Source organism: Cerasibacillus sp. JNUCC 74 (genome assembly GCF_053667775.1).
In genome coordinates this window covers 707,209-728,653 of sequence record NZ_CM132207.1, presented here as the reverse complement: position 1 = coordinate 728,653, position 21,445 = coordinate 707,209, and the positions used below count along the sequence as shown (strand labels likewise).

Sequence of the window (21,445 nt, the reverse complement as noted above, 5' to 3'; positions counted from 1 at the left end):
CCGATGCGAAGTTATAAAATAAATCGAACGACTACAGAAACGGATATATCGTTGAAGCTCTCGATTGATGGAACAGGTGAAAGTTCAATCCAAACAGGGATAGGTTTTTTTGATCATATGCTTACTCTTTTAACAAAGCACGGACTATTCGATTTACAAGTCGTTTGTAATGGAGATTTAGAAGTAGACCAGCATCATTCGGTTGAAGACGTCGGAATCGCATTAGGTGAAGCTTTTCGCCAAGCTTTGGGAAATAAAGTCGGCATCACCCGCTTTGCAAGTATAACAACGCCAATGGATGAAGCACTTTCCACGGTTTCTCTTGATATTAGTGGACGCGCCTATTTAGTTTATCAAGCAAAGGACTTAAAGGAAAAAGTGGGGAATTTTGACACTGAGTTGGTGGAGGAGTTTTTCCAAGCGTTTGCCAGCAATGCAAAGGTGACATTGCACATTCACAATGTGTATGGCAAAAACACGCATCATATGATTGAATCAATTTTTAAAGGTTTCGGTCGTGCTTTGGACATTGCGACACAAAAAAGTGAACGAATTAAAGGCATCCCTTCAACCAAAGGGAGCCTCTAGCCTTTCATTACAGAAAAAACAAATGCACTCGCTTAGTGACGTACAAACGCCAGAGCTTCCGAAGGGGTAAAGTGAAACTTCATTCAAGGAGTGCTTTTTCTCCTTGAATGTTAGTTGAACGAATCGGGGATTTAGAACCCCATTTGGCTGCAATTTAAGCTCCCCGGATCGAAGTTTGCTAGTCGCTCGATCGCTTAAGCTAGACGATGAAGCTACGTTTAAACAAATTATTCGCCATGAACAAACGGCTATCTTTTCCTATACAACAAAACGAGTAGCAATTTACTTGCAACCTATTAATTATACTGATCAATAACAATGTTTGGCGATAGCAAATAGTTACCATATAACAGACAAAATAATGTTTCACTATTCTGAACAGATGAAGGGAAGAAACCATATGATTGCAATTATCGATTATGGAGCCGGTAATATAAAAAGCCTCCAATTTGCATTAGAGAAAGTAGGACTGTCTGCACAAATTACGATAGATGAAACGGTCATTGCAACGAGTGATGCAATTATTTTACCAGGTGTCGGTGCCTTTCAAGATGCCATGCAGGCGTTAAACAATCAAGGCCTAACTGAGATTATTAAACGAGAAGCAGATAATGGAAAGCCAGTACTTGGGATTTGTTTAGGGATGCAGCTGTTCTATGAAATAAGCGAAGAAGATGGAGAATCTGAGGGTCTTGGATTATTAAAGGGACGCGTTAGCAAAATCACCGGTAATGTAAAAGTGCCACATATGGGATGGAATACACTCTCTAAACATCAAAGCAGCCCTTTAGTAAACCAAATTCCTGATCATTCCTTCGTCTATTTTGTCCACTCTTATGCAGTTAAGGAATATGCGAAAAAGACGTTAATCGCAACTTGTGATTATGCTGGAACGATACCTGCTATTGTTCAGCGTGGGAACATAATCGGTATGCAATTTCATCCAGAAAAAAGCGGAGATATCGGTTTAAAACTGTTAGAAAACGTCAAGGAGATGATGTTATGATTATTTTTCCGGCAATTGATATTAAAGACGGAAAATGTGTCCGACTTACCCAAGGAAATTATAATAAGGTCAACGTTTATAGCGATTCACCAGTAAAAGTGGCTAAAGAATGGGAAAACCAAGGCGCTCACTATTTGCATATTGTTGATTTAGATGCGGCTAAATCAGGTGTATCCCAAAATGCAGCGATCATTAAAGACATTGCCAAAAAAACCAATATTCCTGTTCAAGTTGGCGGTGGAATACGCAGTTTAACAACAATGGAAACTTATTTAAATGCAGGTATCGATAGAGTCATTCTTGGAACAGCAGCAATCAAAGATCCGGATTTCTTACACGTTGCAATCGCGAATTATCCAAGCCAAACAGCTGTATCTATCGATGCGCGAAATGGGTTAGTCGCTACAGATGGATGGACAGAAACGAGTACGATCACTGCTTTCCAATTAGTTAAAAAAATGGAACAAAAAGGCTTAGAAACCATCATTTATACTGATATTTTAAAGGATGGCATGCTAAAAGGTCCAAATATAAAAGAGCTTACACATATACAACTGGCTACTTCAATCAATATCATCGCTTCTGGTGGAGTAACTACGATTGACGATATAGTTACGTTAAAAAAGATGAATGTATATGGAGCAATTATCGGAAAAGCATTATATGATGGCTCTCTTACATTAAAAGCATGCTTGGAGGCTGTGACACATGCTGGCTAAACGAATTATCCCTTGTTTAGATGTCGATAAAGGTAGGGTTGTAAAAGGAAAAAGATTTAAAGATATTCAAGACATTGCACATCCTGTAGAACTAGCTAAAAAGTATAACGAGGCAGGTGCTGATGAGCTTGTCTTTTATGATATAACGGCCTCTAATGAGGGGCGTGATATCTTTCTCGATGTTGTCGAAAATGTCGCAAAAGAAATTACTATCCCCTTTACAGTGGGCGGTGGGATTAGAACAGTTGACGATATTCATCGTGTATTACGCGCTGGTGCTGATAAAGTTTCCGTTAATAGTGCTGCTGTAAAAAATCCCAATTTAATTAAAGATGCTGCATTAAAATTCGGCTCCCAATGTATTGTTTTATCCATTGATGCTAAACAAACAAGCAAAAAACAATGGGATGTTTACATTAACGGTGGAAGAAAACAAGCTAATCTTGATGTCATTGACTGGGCATTGCAAGGAGAATCACTAGGGGCAGGAGAACTGGTCCTTAACGCCATTCATACCGATGGTGAGAAAAACGGCTATGACTTGGATCTAGTCAAAACAATTGCTCATAATGTAAATATACCAATAATAGCTAGCGGTGGCGCTGGGAAGATGCAGCATTTTGCAGCTGTTTTACAAGCAGGTTACGCTGACGCAGCACTAGCCGCATCGGTTTTTCATTATGAAGAAATTCCAATTTCTGAGTTAAAAAACTACTTAGTTGAGCATGGGATTCATGTGAGGAGAGATATCAATGGATAACATTTCATTTAATCAAGATGGGCTAATCCCAGCAATTGTTCAAGATGCAGATACAGGAGAAGTATTAACACTTGCTTATATGAACCAAGAAGCTTTGGCAAAAACACTGGACACAAAGGAAGCGTGGTTTTTCAGTAGAAAGAGACAGGAACTTTGGAATAAAGGGGCTACTTCCGGGAACAGACAAATGGTTCAGCAAGTATCTATGGATTGCGACCATGACGCCTTACTTCTTCAAGTGAAACCGCTCGGTCCAGCATGCCATAAAGGTAAAAAAACTTGCTTTCACAACCCCATCTATCAAAATGATGAAGCTACGTTTACGATGCTTCCCCAATTAATTAAAAAAATTAAGCACCGCAGGAAGAACCCTGTAGAAGGCGCATATACAACATATTTATTTAACGAAGGCATGGATAAAATTTTAAAAAAGGTTGGTGAAGAAACAAGTGAGGTTATTATTGGTGCCAAAAATAATGATAAAGCTGAAGTAACATGGGAAATAGCTGATTTAACCTATCATACATTAGTTCTTATGGAACTGTTAAATGTATCAATTAGCGATATTCATAATGAGCTACAAAAGAGACATATCATGAAAGAAAAGGGTGAAGAAAATGATGAAGTATTGGAGTGAACGCACAAAACGATGTACACCGTATATCCCCGGCGAACAAATAAATGATCCAGCGATTATTAAACTCAATACGAATGAAAATCCGTATCCCCCTTCACCTAGAGTGAAAGAAGCAATTCAGCAAGAGATGGAAAATTCATTACATCGTTACCCATCGTCTACCTTGGATTCTTTAAGGCAAGTAATTGCTAGACAGGAAAATGTCCAAAAAGAGAATGTTTTCGTTGGTAATGGTTCTGATGAAGTATTAGCATTTGCATTTATGGCATTTTTTTCACCAGATAAAGCGATTCGGTTCCCTGCAATTACGTATAGTTTCTACCCAGTGTATGCCAATTTATTTCAAATCCCGTTTGAAGAAATTCCGCTGAAAAGCGATTTTACCATTAATGAACATGATTTTTTCCGATCGGTTGGTGGTGTTATTTTGCCTAACCCAAATGCACCGACAAGCATTTATACTAGTTTAGAATGTATCGAAGCGATCATAAAAAATAATCCTGATCATGTCGTAATTATTGATGAGGCATATGTTGACTTTGCACCAGGTACAGCGGTGTCTCTTATCAATAGGTATGACAATTTACTAATAGTAAAAACATTATCTAAATCTCGTTCACTGGCTGGATTACGTGTAGGTTATGCGATTGGTCATAAACATCTCATGGAGGCACTAATACGTATTAAAGATTCCTTTAATTCATACACGGTTGACCGTTTAGCGATTGTTGGTGCCAAAGCTGCAATGGAAGATACAAGCTATTTTGCGGAAACTACTGCTAAAATCATCCAAACGAGAAACTGGGTAGTTACTGAAATGGAAAAGCGAGGTTTTTTTGTTTTGCCAAGTGCAACCAACTTTATCTTTGCTCATTCCCCTGATTATGATGCTGAAATGCTTTATCAGCAATTAAAAGCAAAGAATATATTAATTCGCTACTTTAAAAAGCCGACTATTGACCAGTATGTAAGGATTTCGATTGGTACAGATAATATGATGAAGAAGTTTTTCCAGCAAGTTGATGAAATCATTGGTTGATTTTGTATAAAGCGAGATGGGCTTTTCCTTTTATACGCTAACGCAGTATTGAAGTTTGCTGTAGTGCGAGCGCTTCAGCTAGACGACAAAGTCGCTTTAATAAAAAACCACCACATAAATTTTCAAAGATAATAAAAAGAGGAACTCATCTCGCAAAAAAAATGAGTTCCCTTTTTATTACAATAGTGTTTTAATCTCTGCATCTTTCTTAAGGTCGTCGATACGTTTTTGCAGCTGCTCTGAAGCCTTTTCTTGTTCTAATCTTGTTTTAATTTGTTCCTCTAAGTCATCTAGCTTTGCTACTTCTTCACTTTGTTCTTTAATTTTATTATAGTACTCTTTTACTTCCTTGTCGCTCACTTTAACGTCAAATTCTTTATCGGTATATTCTGTTGTAATGATGTTATCTTTTAACATCGCCTTAAACTGTTCTTCATCCATTTGAAACTGCTCTAATGCTGTCTTTAAACGATCTTCGTTTTCTTTTTTTATTTTATCGAACTCTTTTTGTACTTCTTTCTCGGTCACTTCTATGCCTTTCTTAGCCGCATCGGTATTAATTAAGTGCTGAGTTATAAGCATCTCTATCGTTTGTTTCTTTAGTTTATTCAGATCACTGACATCTTGGTTATACTGTCCCATCGTAATTTTTAACTGAGAATAAGTAGGATTGTAGCGATCTCCTTTAATTTCTTCCCCATTTACGGAGGCGACCACTTCATCCTCAGATACTTTCTCCTTATCTGTTATCTCTACCTTTTTCGGTTTTTCTCCTTCTTTACCTGTATTTCCTTGCTCCTGCTGCTCCTCTTGATTAGAGTCTTTATTCCCTTCAGCATTGTTGTCATCTCCGCATGCCACTACAACAGTTGCTAACAACAATGTCATTATGAGTACGATCCATTTTTTCATGTTTTATACCATCCCTTTTTATTTGAATGTCCTTCCATTCAAACATATTTTATACAAACCTTTCAAGTAGTAACAAGCTCCTGATTTATTTAAAATGGCTATTATGACAAAGGTTAAGCACTTTATTTACATTTTTACTACAAAAAATAAATATTTTCCTAATTTATGCCACAATCGACAAAGATTTACTGAAACCAACCTATTTCGCCTATCTCTTATTTTACACTACCTGTTCTAGATGATTCAAATTTCCCTCCTTTTTACGGGGCAAATTCTAAAAATTCCGTTCTAATATGTACGCTTATTTAGATTATTTTTTACAAGTGTATTACGAACTATATCTTTGTTCAATCAGCTATATATGGCTCGTACCAAGCTTGTTCCACTTATTCATAACTACCTCTATGTTACCATTTTATATGTTTTTAATAATGCACAAAGAGGGGCTGGGACATAAGCAAATAAGAAATGGCAAAAACCGAACAATTCATTTATGTGATTACCCCCAAAAGTTAGAGTTTTATTATACAGTTGATTGGCTGGATTGCGTTCGATACTCGACTGGGCTCAGCCCGGCCAATTTTTCTTTTATTCGTTCATGATTATACCAATAGATATATTCTTCAATCCGACTTTTTAATTCTTCATAGCTTACTAATTTTTCTCCATAATACATTTCTTGTTTTAAAATGCCAAAAAAATTCTCCATGGAAGCATTATCCGCACAGGTTGCTTTTCTAGACATGCTTTGGAATACTTTATTCTCTTTTAATGTTCTCACCCATTGGTTGTGTTGGTAATGAAAGCCTTGGTCAGAATGGATGGTGGTGCGATAGGTTGCATGATTCTTTATTATCTCTATCGTTTCTTTTAAAGGTTCTATGACAAGATCTAACGTTGGACGTTCCTTGATTTTATACGCAATAATTTCTCCGTTATAAAGGTCAAGAATCGGATTTAAATATAACTTCTCTTCACTTAGACATTTGAATTCTGTAATATCGGTTACTAATTTTTGAAGAGGAATTGGCGTGTTAAAACGGCGAGACAATCGGTTTTTCGCCACTTTTCCAACGTTTCCCTTATAGGAATTGTATTTACGGGATTTTCGCATAAATTTCACACATTTCAATCCCAATTCGCACATAATGCGATATACTTTTTTATGGTTGATAACGTATCCTAATTTATTTAGTTCTCTAGTAATACGTTTATAGCCATAACGTTCATGGAACTTTTTAAATAAATCGATAATGATTTTTTTTAGTACTTTGTCTGAATCTTCTCTGCCAAAATTTTTCACATGATAGTGATAGGTTGCTTCAGGTATGCCCACAATAAGGAGAATATCTTTTAATCGGAATCCTTCTTCTTTAAGTCCAAATGCCACCTTTGCCTGTGCTTTTCGTGGAAGGCATTTGGATTCTCCCGAAAAGCTCGTAGCTTTTTTAGGTACGCATTTTCTAGCCTTAATAGTTCATTCTCTCGTTCTAATATTTCTTCACGTGTTAACTTTTTTTCTTCCTTTTTCTTCCGTTTATTGGGTTTCTTAGACATAGAAGACTCCCCCTTTGGTTTCAGGCCTTCTACTCCTTGTTCCTTAAATTCTTTCATCCAGCGTCTAATTAAGGAAGGGTTGTTCAATTTAAATTGAACAGCAGTTTCTAAAAAAGTAGCACCTGTCTTTAACACAAATTGTATCGTATTTAATTTAAATCGAACAGGATAAAACTTCCTAGCTTTTTTTCTTTTTAACCCATCCATTCCCTGAGACTTATAGACTTTCACCCATTCAAATATTGGTGTTGCGCTACCCATATTATATTTTTTTGCCAATAATTTATATCCTAGGTTGCCATATAAATACTCGGTGACAAGATTTATTTTAAATTCTTCACTATATTTAGCCATAAAAACACCCCCGAAAATTAGATTTCTACTCTAACTTTCGGGGGTCGGTACCTTATAATTGTTCGGTTTGTTTGTGGGGCGATTTTTTGTTCGTTTTTTAATCAGCTGTTTTCGTTTTATCCCAGCCTCTTTTTAATTGTTTCTTATTTAAAGCTTGCTTCAATTTCTTTAATCATTTCCTGTACAGAAACAAGTCCGCCTCCGGACAAGTACCAGAATTCAGGGTCAAGGTACGTAATATTATCGTTTTTATATGCATTTGTAGCTTTAACTAATTCATTTTCAACAATTTGTTTTGCAGCCGACTCTTCACCAATAGCTGCGCTTCGATCAATCACATACAGCAAATCAGGATTTTGTTCTCTTACATATTCAAATGAAACGTTCATCCCATGAGTAGATGCTTCAATATTTTCATCTACTGCCGGCACACCGAATACATCATGAATAAGCCCAAAACGAGAGTTAGTTCCATATGCACTAATCTTATCATCATTTGCTAAAATAATAAGCGCTTTTTTATCTAATTCTTTTGCTTTATCTTGAACTGCTGCAACTGATGAATCAATATTTTTCAGTTCTTTCTCTACTTCAGATTGTTTATCAAAAATTTCTCCTAACGTTTTCATATTATCTTTAAAAGATTCCATATAGTTGGCCGGATCAACTCCTAAGTAAACCGTTGGCGCTATTTCAGCTAATTGATCGTAAACTTGAGACTGTCGACCAGAGATAAAGATAACATCTGGTTTGATTTCCGATATTTTATCAAAATCAGGTTCTTTCAAGCTACCAATATTTTCATATTCATCCCCTTCATATTTCTCTAAATAAGAAGGAATATTACCTGCTTTTGCAACACCAGCAACTTCGACACCTAATTTATCTAGTGAATCCAGCACTCCAAAGTCAAATACAACTACTTTTTCTGGGTTCTTTGGAACTTCAGTGTCGCCTAAATCCTGTTTAATTTCAACGGTTTCAGGAACTTTGTCCTCTTTACTATCACTACTGCTAGTATCCTTTTTTTCATTATTTGAGCCACAAGCAGCTAACGTCATGACAAGCAAAGCTGTAAATAATAATAATGCTATCTTCTTCATAATGCTATTCTCCTCTTTAAAGTTTATATTTTTATAATAACCAGCGATGCAAGCGTCTATTTATCCCATACTATATTAAAATATTTATAAAACACTTAAGTATATAGTTAAATCATTTTTATTTACCTTTATAATTTCATCAGTTACAATTAAACTGTAAGTCATCCCTTCATCATGTATTGGCTTAGGGGTCAACACCATGATGGGGGGTTTCTATTGGATAAAAAACCCCTGTTTGATTTAAAAATTTGGAATAAATAGCTAGCTGCCCTCGCTAGTTATTAGAAATAAACACATATACGTTTGTCATCAATATGTTTAATATCGATATCCATATCATAAATATCTTTTAACACACATTCATCAATAACGTCACAAGCCCTGCCTTGTTTAATCACTTTTCCATCTTTTAAAGCAACAATATTATCAGAATAACAAGAAGCAAAGTTGATATCATGGATAACAATTAATACTGTTTTTCCCAATTCATCCACTAAATTACGTAATGTTTTCATGATCTGAACAGAATGACGCATGTCTAAGTTATTTAACGGTTCATCAAGCAAAATATATTCTGTATCTTGAGCAATAACCATTGCAATATGGGCTCGCTGACGTTGTCCACCACTAAGTTCATCTAAATATTTATGTTGCATTTCGCGCAGTTCCATGTAGTCGATTGCCTGATCTACCTTTTCCCAATCATACGTGTTTAGCTTACCTTGCGAATAAGGGAACCGACCAAAGGAAACCAGTTCACGTACCGTTAATTTAAGATTGATGGAATTGGATTGCTTTAAAATCGAAATCTTTTTAGCAAGTTCATTGTTTTTTGTATGCATAATATCTTTTCCATCAATCGTTATATCCCCATCGTCTTTTGCAATCAGGCGACTAACCATGGAGATTAACGTACTCTTTCCAGCACCATTCGGACCAATGAATGAAGTTATTTTACCCTTTTCAATTGACAAAGACACATCATCAATCACTTTCTTCTGGTTAAATGACTTAAATACATTTTTAATATCTACCATGATTTATTCTCCTTTAACAAAAGATAGATGAAGTAAATACCACCGATAAAGTTAATGATGACACTAATTGTGGTTTCGAAGGTAAATACTTTCTCAACGATAAACTGCCCGCCGATAATAGCAATAATACTAATCAGCATCGAGCCAATTAAAATATAGGAATGACGAAACGTTTTAAGAAATTCATACGCCAGATTTACAACTAGTAATCCTAGAAATGTCATTGGACCTACTAATGCTGTTGCCATCGAAATAAAGACAGCAACTATGATTAACAAGTGTTTCACGACTCTGTTATAAGGTACCCCTAAATTGATTGCCATATCCTTCCCTAGACCAAGTACATCCAAATATTTGTAGTATCTTATCATATAGATAAGGAGAAGAACAAAAAGAATAATGGATATATATACAAGATCTGTATTCACATTATTAATACTTGCAAACATGCGATCTTGGGCAATCATAAATTCATTAGGATCAATAAGCACCTGCATAAATGAAGTTATACTGCTAAAAAATGTCCCTAATATCATTCCTACAAGCAAGAGGAAATAAATACTATTCTGCTCATTTTTAAATAATACTTGATATAGTAGCAACGAGAATACGACCATTCCTCCAATAGATACTAGGTAATTAATTTGGCTATTCATCATAACTAATGAATTAGCTCCACTAATAAAGATAATAACTGTTTGAAGGAGTAAATAGAGTGAGTCTAGTCCCATTACACTTGGAGTTAAAATACGATTATTTGTAATCGTCATAAAGATGGTTGTAGCAAACGCAATTGCTCCACCTGTTAGCAAGATAGCAATAACTTTAATTATTCGCCTCGGTAAAACATAGCCAATATTCCCTGTCAGGTCATAAAAGATATATAGCATTGTTAATATAATTGCGATAACGGCTAGAATAAGCGTTTTCTTTTTATATCCCATATCTTTTTCTCCTAAACAGTAGATATATAAATAATCCACTACCTATGACCCCAACTGTTAAACTAATCGGTATTTCATATGGATATATAATTACTCTGCCGATAATGTCACATGCAAGAACAAAAACCGCTCCTAACAATGCTGTATGTAATAGGCTTTTCTTCAAGTGATCGCCACGGTAAATGGAAACAATGTTTGGAATGATTAAGCCTAAAAAGGGAATAACACCTACTGCCAAGACTACAGATGCCGTCACAAGTGCTACAATAACTAATCCTAAATTCACAACCTGCCGATAATTTAATCCAAGATTTTTGGAAAAGTCCTCTCCCATTCCAGCGATGGTAAATTTATTTGCATAAAAAAATGCAAGTAACAGAATTGGGATACTTACATACATTAGCTCATAATTTCCACTCATAATCATAGAAAAATCACCTTGCATCCATGATGAAATATTTTGGACCAAATCATAGCGGTACGCAATAAAAGTGGACATCGAGCTAACAATATTCCCAAACATCAGTCCAATCAATGGAATGAATATCGCGTCTTTAAATTTTATCTTTTCCAATATCTTCATAAATGCAAATGTACCTAACAATGCAAATGCAAAAGAAACAAGCATTTTTTGAAACGGACTTGCCGAAGTGAATAGTACCATAGAAACTAAAATGCCTAACCTTGCTGAATCCAGTGTTCCAGCAGTTGTAGGTGAAACAAATTTATTTCTACTTAGTTGTTGCATAATCAATCCGCAAATACTCATGCTCATACCTGCAATTAAAATACTGATAAGTCTTGGAACTCTTGAAACCATCAGTATCTGCGCTTGCTCCTCTGTTAACTTAAATAGATCTAAAGGAGATACGTTTGATACACCTACAAATATAGATATAAAGGAAAGTATAATAACTGTGAAAACTAAATAGCGTATTTTCATAGACTGACCTTCACTTTCAACTTCCCCTAAATTATAATAGTTATTACCTTTTAAACATTATAATTAATAATGATATTCATTATCAATTAGTTACATCTACCAGTATAACAGATTTACTACTAACGTCAATAAAAAAGTTTATAAAAATATTTATTAATATACACATTCGTTTCAATTAATTAAAAAATAATCTGCTGTTTCTGATTAAGATAGAATAAAGCGCCTTCAATATAAGTGAAACCAGACTTAGATGCTGGTTTTTTCTTCTATATACCTCTACCATTCTTTAGACTCATTTATCATTGCGAATCTGTTAACCTTTGACACCTATAGATTAGAAAGACTTGGCTTATCACCAAGTCTTTATGACGAAAGCTATCGTTTTTCTTATACGATAAAGTGAAGCTTCATTCCGTGGAATGCTTTTTACACGGAATGTTAGTACCACAAGGGTATGACCTAAAGGCCCTTGAACCAATCGGGCATTTAGGTGCCGTTTTTCTTTTAATAGATTTTAGAATTTAGGAAAGTACGGCACCTTACATGCGGGATAAAGCCTAAATTTTATACTTTCCTATAGTGTAAAAAATTGAAAAATGATCCCCCTTTCTAGTTTTTTAAAATAGCAGATTAAATTTTTTAGACAAGAAGTTGTCGATTATCTTTCAATTCTATCGTTAACGCTAAACCTTTGGCGCAAACGTCACTGCCAGTTCAATTTGTATGTAAAGCTAAAGTATAATTAACGTTCCGCTAAATCAATTATTACTTTCTTCACGCATAAATAAACAAGTCTGCAATACTTTGTAGTATTACAGACTTGTTTTCGTTCTCTGAGTGACACCTTATTGAGCAGTATTGTTTCGTTCTACCATTGTGTTAAATTTTTCTGCTATATGTTCTGGGGTAAATCCATATTTTTTGGCTAAATCAGTTCCATTACCTGATTCCCCATAATGGTTAATCGTTATCATGTCGCCATTGTCACCAACATAGTCCCTCCATCCAAGAGAAGCCCCCATTTCAATTGCCAGTTTATTAGATACACTTTTCGGAAGGACTTTTTCTTTATATGGAGCATCTTGTTTGTTGAAAAGTTCCCAGCTCGGCATACTAACTACGGAGACGGAAATTCCTTGATCCTCTAATATTTTTTGTGCTTTTAAAGCCAGTTCTACTTCTGAACCAGTTGCAATAAGGATTCCGTCCGAAGAATCACTGCTTCCCTTTGATATAATATACGCACCGCGCTCTACCCCTTCTTTGCTGGCTTTCTCTAGTACCGGTACATCATGTCTTCCAAGTACAATTGCAGTAGGAGTATCTTTTGAGTTTACAGCTATTAACCAAGCTGCTTTTGTTTCATTAGCATCTGCAGGTCTAATCACATTCAAATTAGGAGTTGCTCGTAAAGTAGCAAGTTGCTCTATTGGTTGGTGTGTTGGACCATCTTGACCTAACATGAAACTATCATGTGTAAATAGATAGATTACTGGTTGATTCGTAATTGCTGATAATCGAATTGCCGCTTTCATATAATCTGAGAAAACTAGAAAAGTTCCAGAATATCCTTTGATTCCGCCGTGTAATGATATCCCATTGATAATAGAAGCCATTGCAAATTCACGTACTCCAAAGTGAATATTTGAGCAATTATACGTTCCTTTCTCCATAAATGGCTGATCTATGATGGTAGTTTTATTTGACGAAGCTAAATCTGCTGACCCACCTATAAAAGATGGAAACTTTTTGGAAATAACGTTTAACACCTTACCAGAAGCAGCTCTAGTAGCTATTTTTTCTTCTGTAAATTCAATCTCTACATCTTCCATTATGAAGTCATTTTCCATACATTTTACAAACTGTTCCGCCAATTCAGGATATGTTTCTTTATACTTTTCAAACTGTTTATTCCAATCCTTCTCCGCTTGATCTCCTTTTATAGCAATCTCGTTAAAGTTTTCCCGAACTTCTGTCGGAATAAAAAACTTTTCATCATATGGCCATTGATAGGCTTTTTTAATTAAACTAACTTCATCTTCCCCAACAGGATTACTATGAATAGCAGCAGTTCCCTGAAGATTTGGTGAACCAAATCCGATAATATTTTTTACTTCAATTAAGGAAGGTTGATCCGTATTCTGTTTCGCTGACTGAATTGCTCTATACACTGATTCTATATCATTACCATTTTCCACATACAATGTCTGCCATCCCATAGCTGCATATTTTTTCTGGACGTCTTCACTATTCGCTTCTTGAACAAAACCATCCGAGCAAACATCATTAGAATCATATAAAACAATTAGTTTTCCTAACCCTAAATGACCTGCCAAGGACATTGCTTCTTGTGCGACGCCTTCCATGAGATCTCCATCGCCACATATTGTAAACGTGTAATGATCCACAATATTCAAGTCATCTTTGTTATATGTTTGTGCTAAATTTCTTTCTGCAATTGCAAAACCGACAGAAGTAGAAATTCCTTGTCCTAATGGTCCTGTAGTTGCCTCCACACCTGGAGTAACACCGACTTCTGGGTGACCTGGCGTAATACTCCCTAACTTACGAAATTTCTTTAAATCTTCTACAGATACTTCATATCCACTTAAATGAAGAAGTGTATACAATAAAATGGACCCGTGACCCGAAGTTAGGATAAATCGATCTCGATCATACCATGTTGAATTTTTTGGATTATGCTTCATAATATATCTAAATAACGCATATGCCATAGGCGCAGATCCTAATGGCATGCCCAAATGACCATGCTGAGCATTTTCTACACTATCTAAAGCTAATGTTCTTATAGTTGCAACAGATAAATCGTCCATCTTATTTTTAATCCATTTTTCCATGTTTAACATCCTTTACATGTAATTTAAAAGATTCCAATTAGCCACTTTCCAATGTAATAGACTAATATACCGATAATTGAAAAGTCTGTTTCTGGGAATGCCGTCCCGGATAATCCGATGTTATCCATTATCGGATAAATAAGTGCTGGCCCGATTGCAATTAAGATACCGACACTGAAGCTACCAACAACGGCACCTTTCCAACCTCCTGTGGCATTCCCGAATACACCTGCTGTTGCACCGATAAAAAAGTAAGGGACAGCAACGGGAATAATGACAGAAACATCTATCATTCCGAAAAAGAACATACAGAGTAATCCACCAGCATATGCAGAAAGAAAACCAATAACTGTAGCAGTAGGTGCATATGGAAATACAACCGGGCAGTCTAAAGCTGGTTTCGCATTTGGTATTAGTTTTTCTGAAATACCTACAAAAGCATTCACGATTTCACCTAATAGCATTCGGACACCTGTAATAATTACATAGAGGGAAGCAGCAAATGTTAACCCTTGTAATAACGGGAAGACTAACCAATGCATTCCGTCTGATATTTCTTCAACAAAAGAGGATCCAGCGGCAAATGTAGCGATATAGAAGAAAATAACAATTGTCAAACTAACACCTACAACATAGTCTTTAAACATAGAAAGCCAACCTGGCAAGTTTAAGTTTTCCGTGGTGTCTTCCGGTTTTCCAACCTTAGAACCGATCCAACCCGCAAATGCATAACCAGCACTCACATAATGGCCAAGTGCAATATCATCGTCACCTGTTACTTTGCGCATAAACGGTTGGGCAATGGCAGGGAAAATACATGCACATATACCTAAAATAATTCCACCTACAATAACTGTCATCGTGTTTCCAACATCTAATGCTTTCATCATAACTGTAAGTAATGCTGCAAAGTACAAATTATGCTGACCCGTCAAGAAGATATATTTAAAAGGTGTAATTCGCGCAAATAACAAGTTAAAAACAAATCCGAGCAGCATTACTAAAGATACAACTGTGCCAAACTTTTCTTGCGCAAGTGCTGTTACTGCTTCAGCAAGAGGCAATACGCCATCTAAATCAAACCCTTTACTGAACAATTCTTGAAAATTATTTAAAGCTAAAACAGCTGCTCCGGAACCAACGGTAAAGATGAGAAAACCGACAATTGTTTTTAGCGTACCGGTTAGAACTTCATCAAAAGCTTTCTTTTGAAGAAGCAACCCTAACAAAGCCATTAAACCGACTAAAATAGCTGCGGATCCCAATAAGTCAATTGCAAACGCTTTTATTAAGTCCACTCTTGTTCCTCCTTCACAAAATAATAACCTATAGATTTTCCTCCAAGTACTTGCTTAACTTCGTTTTAATTTCATTTTTATCCATTAAATTTTTTATTCCTATTGCATATTTCACTTTGTCTTTCACATCAGGAACTAAATCATCAAGTGTAATAAGCAAATCTCCATTAAATTGATTAACTGCACTTAATGTGTCATGTTGCACTTTAATTGGAAAGTTATTTTCTCTTATTACTTGTTGGACTTTAATTTTCAGCATCATACTACTCCCCATACCTGTACGACAAGCTACTAATGCTACCTTCATTCGTTACTCATCTCCACTTCTGATTTTTTTATATAATCGATAATTTCTTCTTTGCTGCTAGAGGATTCCAGTAAGTCGTAAAAATCTTTTGATTCGAGAAGTTCTACCAATTCGGTAATCGCTTTCAAATGTGTTATACTGTCTACCGCACTTAAACAAAATACATATTTAACGGGGTCATTATCCTTATTACCAAAGCTAACAGGTGTTTTGAGAGTAGTTAAGCTGATCCCGATTTTATTAGCTCCTGCTTCTGGCCTTGCATGTGGAAGTGCGACATGTTTTGTAATAACAATATAAGGTCCATTCTCTTCGGCACTAGCTACCATAGCATTAACATAATTCGTAGTTACTATATGTTGCTCCACTAATGGCCGACTGCTTTTTTTAATAGCATCTTTCCAATCTTTAACCTGTACTTTTAATTGAATTAAATCTTTGTTTATTATTTCACTTAACATCGGTTGCCTCCTTTCCCCATCGATATAAATAACCTCGGCCAATAATTTCTTTAATTCATTTACTAATTTTTTCGCATTTTGATTATTTGTGTATTTATTCACAATATGAAGTAAATCTTTTTCGCTAATATTGGAGTTTGGCTGAATATACACAGAATTCCCTATACTTTTATAAAAACTTTTAATTAAATTGGCTTTCTCTAAATTAGTCATCATGGGACTTACAATGAACAAAGGCTTAGAAGTTTGTATCAGTTTTGTCGAGAACACAACATCTACTTCGTCATTTACAGAGAGCTGATCAATCGATGTCGGTTTTAAAAACTCTACTTCTGGAAAAATACCTGTCAGTTCTTTATAAATAATCAGTGAAATTCCAGTCCCGTTTGGACAGACAATCCCTGCTTTTACTTTACTGGTTGACTGTACATTTGTATGTTTAATTAATGTAGCAAAGTGGATCGTTAAATAGGCAATTTCATTGTCGGAAAAACGAGATCCTCCCGGTAAACTTATGGGATAAAATATTTCTTTTAGAATTTTAAATAAGCTATTATACTTAGCTTTTATCTTATCTTTTAACGGGTTTACTATTGGATAATTAAAAATAATCCGATAATAAGCAGGCTTAAAATGCGCATATATCTGTTGAAATGCTTCCTTCTTATTGGTTAAAGCAATTCCATAAGTTACTTCTAATTTATAAAAGATTTTATACACAAACTCCTTTAACATATAGAAACTTTCATTCTTCATGTCAGCTTGTCCAAAGGAGTAAGACAGTATTAGTGAAGCGATAAAATTAACGTAACAGCTTGATATTGGGTAACCCAAGTTTAATAAATCCTCCGTAATTAATCTTGCAACCTGATATTCTGGCATACTCGTTAGTTTAACATGATCCGGTCTGTTGTCCACGTCTTGTTCCCTTATCATAAAGAAGATGATAATATACATTACTTCTAATAGACCGTTATCAGAACAAATAATCTCTTGTCTGTCAAAATGTTTCCTTATAACATGAAATATCTGCTTATAGGGAATGCCACTCTGCTCTAAAACATAATCTAAGCTAATGGTACGCTGCTTATGATGGATTATAATATTGCCAATTAAATACATAGCAGCATAACGAATATTGACTTCTTTTCCGTCTATAAAATAACCTTGTATTCTTTTATACGTTATTTGTAAATCATATAACTGTAACTCCTTTACAAGTTTTTTTAAATCCTCATGAACGGTGCCTCTGCTCACATGGAGTAAGTCGGTTAAATGATATAAGGAAACTTCTTCTTTACTAATGAGCAGGTAAAAAAATAGAATTAGACGTCTATCTTTTTCATTATAATTAGATATACTTTTTTCTTGCGCTAACTTACTTACAACATTGTTTGGGGTTTCTGTCATTTTCAATCCACTTTTTCTACAGTACTTAATTTCTTCAAAGTTGTTTTTCTTCAACCAGTAATTTATCTTTTCCAAATCATACATGATTTGTCTTCTCGACAAGGAGGTTTTTAATTGTAAATCATTGATGGTACAACTTGGATTACCCATTATGAATTCCAAGATAGTGAGTGATCTTTGCTCGAGCATTGACTTATCCCTCCTATATTTCTAATATATATGAAGCGCTATCACCCTTCAATGTAAATTAAGTATAACTTTTGTCACTAGCCCACACAATAACTGAATGGATGTAATCAGCTGGTATATTTAAGCAAAAATCTTGAACCTTTCCAGTGCGATGGATATGGGGAAAAAGCAGCTGAAAATCCGACTCGTTGCCAGTTTATCTGCTTTAGAAAAACTCGGGCTTGTCGCCAAGTCTTTAGCGAAAGCTATCGTTTTTCTTTTACGATAAAGTGAAACTTCATTCAGTAGGAATTTGCTTCCCTCTCCTACTGAATGTTAGTACCACAAGGGTATGACCTAAAGGCCCTTGAACCAATCGGGCATTTAGGTGCCGTTTTCTCCCTATCAACTCAGGTCTTGAAGCAGGAGTCTTACGGCACCTGACATGCGGGATAAAGCCTAAATTTTTATACTTTCCTATAGTGCAAAAAAAGCGGGGACTCTTTTTTATAACAAGAGTACCCGCATCTAGTAACTATATGATATATAGATTATTTAGTTATCCATCTCACAACCTTCATCGGTACAATAAGTTGTTTTAGAAGCTTTTGGATTTAATGATTTCAACTGATGATTTTGCTGTTCTTCCTGCCATACTTGTTCAAGCGCACCTACAAACACTTCTGTTGATTGTGCTCCAGAAAGAGCATATTTTTCATTAAATACAAAGAAAGGAACACCTTGTATACCAAGTTGTCGCGCTTGTTCCTGATCATCTCTTACCTCTTTTGCATAAGTCTCATTCTTTAAGATAGATGCAACCTCAACTTGGTCAAGCCCTACTTCAGCAGCTAATCCCTGCAACACTTCATAATCACTTATCAATTGAGAGTCGGTAAAGAAGGCGTGCATTAGCTTTTCAGCCATTTCATTTCCTTTTCCTTGTCGTTCAGCATATTTGGCTACACGATGTGCTGCAAACGTGTTTGTATGCTGCATCGAATCAAAGTGATAGGTTAGTCCTACTTCTTTTGCTTGCATTTCTATATTTTTAGTCATTTGTCTTACTTGTTCTATCGGCATTCCTTTGGTTTTTGAAAGATATTCTTGCATATTTTGATTTGGTTTTGTTTCTGCATTCGGATCTAATTGATAGCTTTTAAATTCCAAAGTTACTTCATCTTGATGTTTAAATGTTTCCAAAGATTGTTCTAGTCTTCTTTTACCAATGTAACAAAACGGACATACAAAATCAGACCATATTTCAATTTTCATTGCTACACCTCGTTTCTTCACCCTATTTTAGCATAGCTAATCAAGTGTTAAGAAGTAACGTGCTTATAGAGGAGGTTTAAATAGTTAGTAAAAACGCCACACCAAACTTCATCGTACATTGAATGGCCAAAGTTTCGGCTTAGAAGTTAAGGCGACGCAGTGAAAATGTTAATGTTCGAAGTTTAAGTGGAATATGCCCACCAGCCAAGTTCTTCTTTATTAGCTTGTCTCAAGGTCCATGTTTTGTATTGTATACTTAGTGAACGGCACATAAAATATGTATGTAGGTTCAGTGTTGCAACAGAAGCAAGGAAAGCTACATAGCAATACATCGCATTTTTTCAAGGACAGAGTATGCAACATCACTACACTGCATTTTTTCAAGGACGTCAATCAGTCGTCCTTGATCGGTTTATCGTCTTTTTGATTAGTGGTAAGAAGGCTTATCTTGATCGACATATCTTCCATAGTCTGGTACGGCAAAATCGGAAAAATGATCGACTAGTCTTTGCAATCCTTTTTCCAGCTTTTCCCCTTTCATCGAGATCCCATGTCCAGGAACAACGATTTTTGGTTTCAATTTAGCTAGTTTTTCAACGGATTTATGTGCTTCATCCCAATCAGTAGTAAAATACCTTGGTGGTCCATTTACCTCGGCTGTTTGCATAAGCACACGATAGAAAGAGTCTTGACGAACTGTGATAAATGCATCTCCTGAAAATAGTAAACGGTCACTTTCCCGGTAAAATGAAACATGACCTGGGGTATGTCCGGGAGTATGAATCCATTTCCAACCGTTTAAATACGGAACTTGCTGATCTTCTGGCAGTGGCTGGACAGCATCTCCTAAATTAATTGGTTCATTTGGATACATGCCTGCTATTTTCGCTAATAATCCCCCTTCTACATCAGAATCTGGCTTCGGATAACTTTTTTCGCCACGTAAATAGGGTAACTCGTCGGGATGTGCATAGATTGGAACTTCCCACTCTGCTAGTAAATCAGCTAAACCGCCTACATGATCAAAATGTGCATGTGTTAATAAGATAGCAGCAGGTTTACTGCCTTTACCAAAGCGGTCAACAACTACTGACTTAATTTCAGGAGCTGCATTCGGTAATCCGGCATCAATAAGCACCCAATCTCCCGCATCTGAGTGGCCGACAAAACCGATATTCACCATTTGATCGGTATAATAATATACATCTGCTTTAACCTCTACCCCGCCGCCACTCGTAATCGATGTCATCGGAATAAATGTATCATGCTCTTTTTGATGAAAATCCTGCTCCACAAGAAAACCTCCTTTATAATATTGATTTTAGTATTTACCGAGTTCCAAAAATTAACCACTCTCTATACAGAGTGGCTATTTTTCAATACCTCTTATTCATTAACTACTTTATAAGAGTATTGGTCTTGAATCGTTCCGTCTTTGCGATGAATGATTAAATAGGTACCTTTATTTTTTGCTATTTCACGTCCTCGTTTAATTGCTTCTTCCTTTGCTTGAAAAACATGACTAGGCTTTTTGGCTTTACTTGAGCGTACGGCCCATCCATCCTCATGGGAAATAACATGCTCTCCTTCTTCTAAGCGCTCTGGATAATTTTCATACTGTTTTTCTTCCTTTGAACGCTGGGTTGGTTTTCCATGTTTCTTATATTCATTCACTTCTTGGTTACTTGCATTTTTTCTCCATTCCTTGGCCTGCTCAATTGCGATTGGGATTGCCCTACTTTCAGCATAACCTTCATCAACCATTGAATTAGCAATATCAATTGCTTTTTTTCTCGTTTCTTCATTTAGATTTTTCATGGATGATGGATAATCCTGTAATGTCCAAATCATGAAATTCCTCCCAAAAGTAGATTTGTTTAGTAGTTACCCGTTCAACTAATCTTCAAACACACTTTTTAGACAATTTATAGTAAAAAGATAAAAAGTTGGATAGTGTCTTGTGAAAGACTATTTGTTAATGGCACTTTAGGCTGAGAGAAATACAGATCCTTACATGCAGGACAAAGAAAACACATCTCTAAAACAGGGGAATGCCGACGTTGGACAGC

The 21,445-nt window shown here is 35.7% G+C and carries 20 protein-coding genes; 6 read left to right on the top strand and 14 right to left on the bottom strand.

Features of this window, described 5'->3' with window-relative positions; genetic code table 11:
- Positions 1-3 precede the first annotated feature (3 nt).
- The 6 genes from hisB to hisC all read left to right on the top strand — a co-directional run bounded on the left by hisB (position 4) and on the right by hisC (position 4,749).
- A complete protein-coding gene (hisB, locus tag JNUCC74_RS03345; RefSeq protein ID WP_454066892.1) occupies positions 4-588 on the top strand; it encodes an imidazoleglycerol-phosphate dehydratase HisB in 585 nt (194 codons plus the stop codon).
- Between the two features lie 400 nt (positions 589-988).
- Positions 989-1,594 (top strand): imidazole glycerol phosphate synthase subunit HisH, encoded by a 606-nt coding sequence (hisH, locus tag JNUCC74_RS03340; RefSeq protein ID WP_454066891.1) that lies wholly within the window; start codon positions 989-991, stop codon positions 1,592-1,594.
- Positions 1,591-2,313, top strand: coding sequence for a 1-(5-phosphoribosyl)-5-[(5-phosphoribosylamino)methylideneamino]imidazole-4-carboxamide isomerase (gene hisA, locus JNUCC74_RS03335; protein WP_077319431.1), 723 nt, complete (start codon positions 1,591-1,593; stop codon positions 2,311-2,313). Before hisH ends, hisA begins: the two co-directional genes overlap by 4 nt.
- Complete coding sequence (gene hisF, locus JNUCC74_RS03330; RefSeq protein ID WP_454066890.1) at positions 2,303-3,073, top strand: imidazole glycerol phosphate synthase subunit HisF; 771 nt, start codon at positions 2,303-2,305, stop codon at positions 3,071-3,073. The genes hisA and hisF overlap by 11 nt, the downstream gene beginning before the upstream one ends.
- Positions 3,066-3,710, top strand: a complete 645-nt coding sequence (gene hisIE / locus JNUCC74_RS03325; protein ID WP_077319429.1) for a bifunctional phosphoribosyl-AMP cyclohydrolase/phosphoribosyl-ATP diphosphatase HisIE — start codon at positions 3,066-3,068, stop codon at positions 3,708-3,710. The genes hisF and hisIE overlap by 8 nt, the downstream gene beginning before the upstream one ends.
- Positions 3,691-4,749, top strand: a complete 1,059-nt coding sequence (gene hisC, locus JNUCC74_RS03320) for a histidinol-phosphate transaminase (RefSeq protein WP_454066889.1) — start codon at positions 3,691-3,693, stop codon at positions 4,747-4,749. The genes hisIE and hisC overlap by 20 nt, the downstream gene beginning before the upstream one ends.
- Before the next feature lie 177 nt (positions 4,750-4,926).
- Here the strand turns inward: hisC and JNUCC74_RS03315 are convergent, their stop codons facing one another.
- The 14 genes from JNUCC74_RS03315 to JNUCC74_RS03250 form a co-directional block, all read right to left on the bottom strand.
- The gene (locus JNUCC74_RS03315; protein WP_454066888.1) at positions 4,927-5,661 is read right to left on the bottom strand and encodes a SurA N-terminal domain-containing protein; all 735 of its coding nucleotides are present in this window, start codon (positions 5,659-5,661) and stop codon (positions 4,927-4,929) included.
- Between the two features lie 523 nt (positions 5,662-6,184).
- On the bottom strand, positions 6,185-7,051 hold the full coding sequence (locus tag JNUCC74_RS03310; protein WP_454065614.1) for an IS3 family transposase: 867 nt from the start codon (positions 7,049-7,051) through the stop codon (positions 6,185-6,187).
- On the bottom strand, positions 7,015-7,572 hold the full coding sequence (locus JNUCC74_RS03305; RefSeq protein ID WP_454065613.1) for a helix-turn-helix domain-containing protein: 558 nt from the start codon (positions 7,570-7,572) through the stop codon (positions 7,015-7,017). The genes JNUCC74_RS03310 and JNUCC74_RS03305 overlap by 37 nt, the downstream gene beginning before the upstream one ends.
- Positions 7,573-7,715: 143 nt before the next feature.
- Positions 7,716-8,675, bottom strand: coding sequence for a siderophore ABC transporter substrate-binding protein (locus tag JNUCC74_RS03300; protein WP_454066887.1), 960 nt, complete (start codon positions 8,673-8,675; stop codon positions 7,716-7,718).
- Between the two features lie 281 nt (positions 8,676-8,956).
- Complete coding sequence (locus tag JNUCC74_RS03295; RefSeq protein WP_077319425.1) at positions 8,957-9,712, bottom strand: iron ABC transporter ATP-binding protein; 756 nt, start codon at positions 9,710-9,712, stop codon at positions 8,957-8,959.
- Positions 9,706-10,656, bottom strand: a complete 951-nt coding sequence (locus JNUCC74_RS03290; protein WP_077319424.1) for an iron chelate uptake ABC transporter family permease subunit — start codon at positions 10,654-10,656, stop codon at positions 9,706-9,708. The genes JNUCC74_RS03295 and JNUCC74_RS03290 overlap by 7 nt, the downstream gene beginning before the upstream one ends.
- On the bottom strand, positions 10,646-11,599 hold the full coding sequence (locus JNUCC74_RS03285) for an ABC transporter permease (protein ID WP_454066886.1): 954 nt from the start codon (positions 11,597-11,599) through the stop codon (positions 10,646-10,648). Before JNUCC74_RS03285 ends, JNUCC74_RS03290 begins: the two co-directional genes overlap by 11 nt.
- 845 nt (positions 11,600-12,444) lie before the next feature.
- Positions 12,445-14,457, bottom strand: coding sequence for a transketolase (gene tkt, locus JNUCC74_RS03280; RefSeq protein ID WP_454066885.1), 2,013 nt, complete (start codon positions 14,455-14,457; stop codon positions 12,445-12,447).
- Between the two features lie 23 nt (positions 14,458-14,480).
- Positions 14,481-15,755 (bottom strand): PTS ascorbate transporter subunit IIC, encoded by a 1,275-nt coding sequence (locus JNUCC74_RS03275; protein WP_077319421.1) that lies wholly within the window; start codon positions 15,753-15,755, stop codon positions 14,481-14,483.
- A 28-nt stretch (positions 15,756-15,783) separates the two neighbouring features.
- Entirely contained in the window at positions 15,784-16,062 is a 279-nt protein-coding gene (locus JNUCC74_RS03270) for a PTS sugar transporter subunit IIB (protein ID WP_216482170.1), read from the bottom strand.
- Positions 16,059-18,122 carry a BglG family transcription antiterminator gene (locus JNUCC74_RS03265; protein ID WP_454066884.1) on the bottom strand — a complete coding sequence of 688 codons (2,064 nt, stop codon included), beginning with the start codon at positions 18,120-18,122 and terminating at the stop codon, positions 16,059-16,061. The genes JNUCC74_RS03270 and JNUCC74_RS03265 overlap by 4 nt, the downstream gene beginning before the upstream one ends.
- A 534-nt stretch (positions 18,123-18,656) precedes the next feature.
- Positions 18,657-19,376: a DsbA family oxidoreductase gene (locus tag JNUCC74_RS03260; protein ID WP_454066883.1), complete on the bottom strand. Its 720-nt coding sequence runs from the start codon at positions 19,374-19,376 to the stop codon at positions 18,657-18,659.
- Between the two features lie 427 nt (positions 19,377-19,803).
- Entirely contained in the window at positions 19,804-20,670 is an 867-nt protein-coding gene (locus tag JNUCC74_RS03255; protein ID WP_454066882.1) for an MBL fold metallo-hydrolase, read from the bottom strand.
- Between the two features lie 92 nt (positions 20,671-20,762).
- A complete protein-coding gene (locus JNUCC74_RS03250) occupies positions 20,763-21,227 on the bottom strand; it encodes a DUF2188 domain-containing protein (protein ID WP_454066881.1) in 465 nt (154 codons plus the stop codon).
- Between the last annotated feature and the right edge of the window lie 218 nt (positions 21,228-21,445).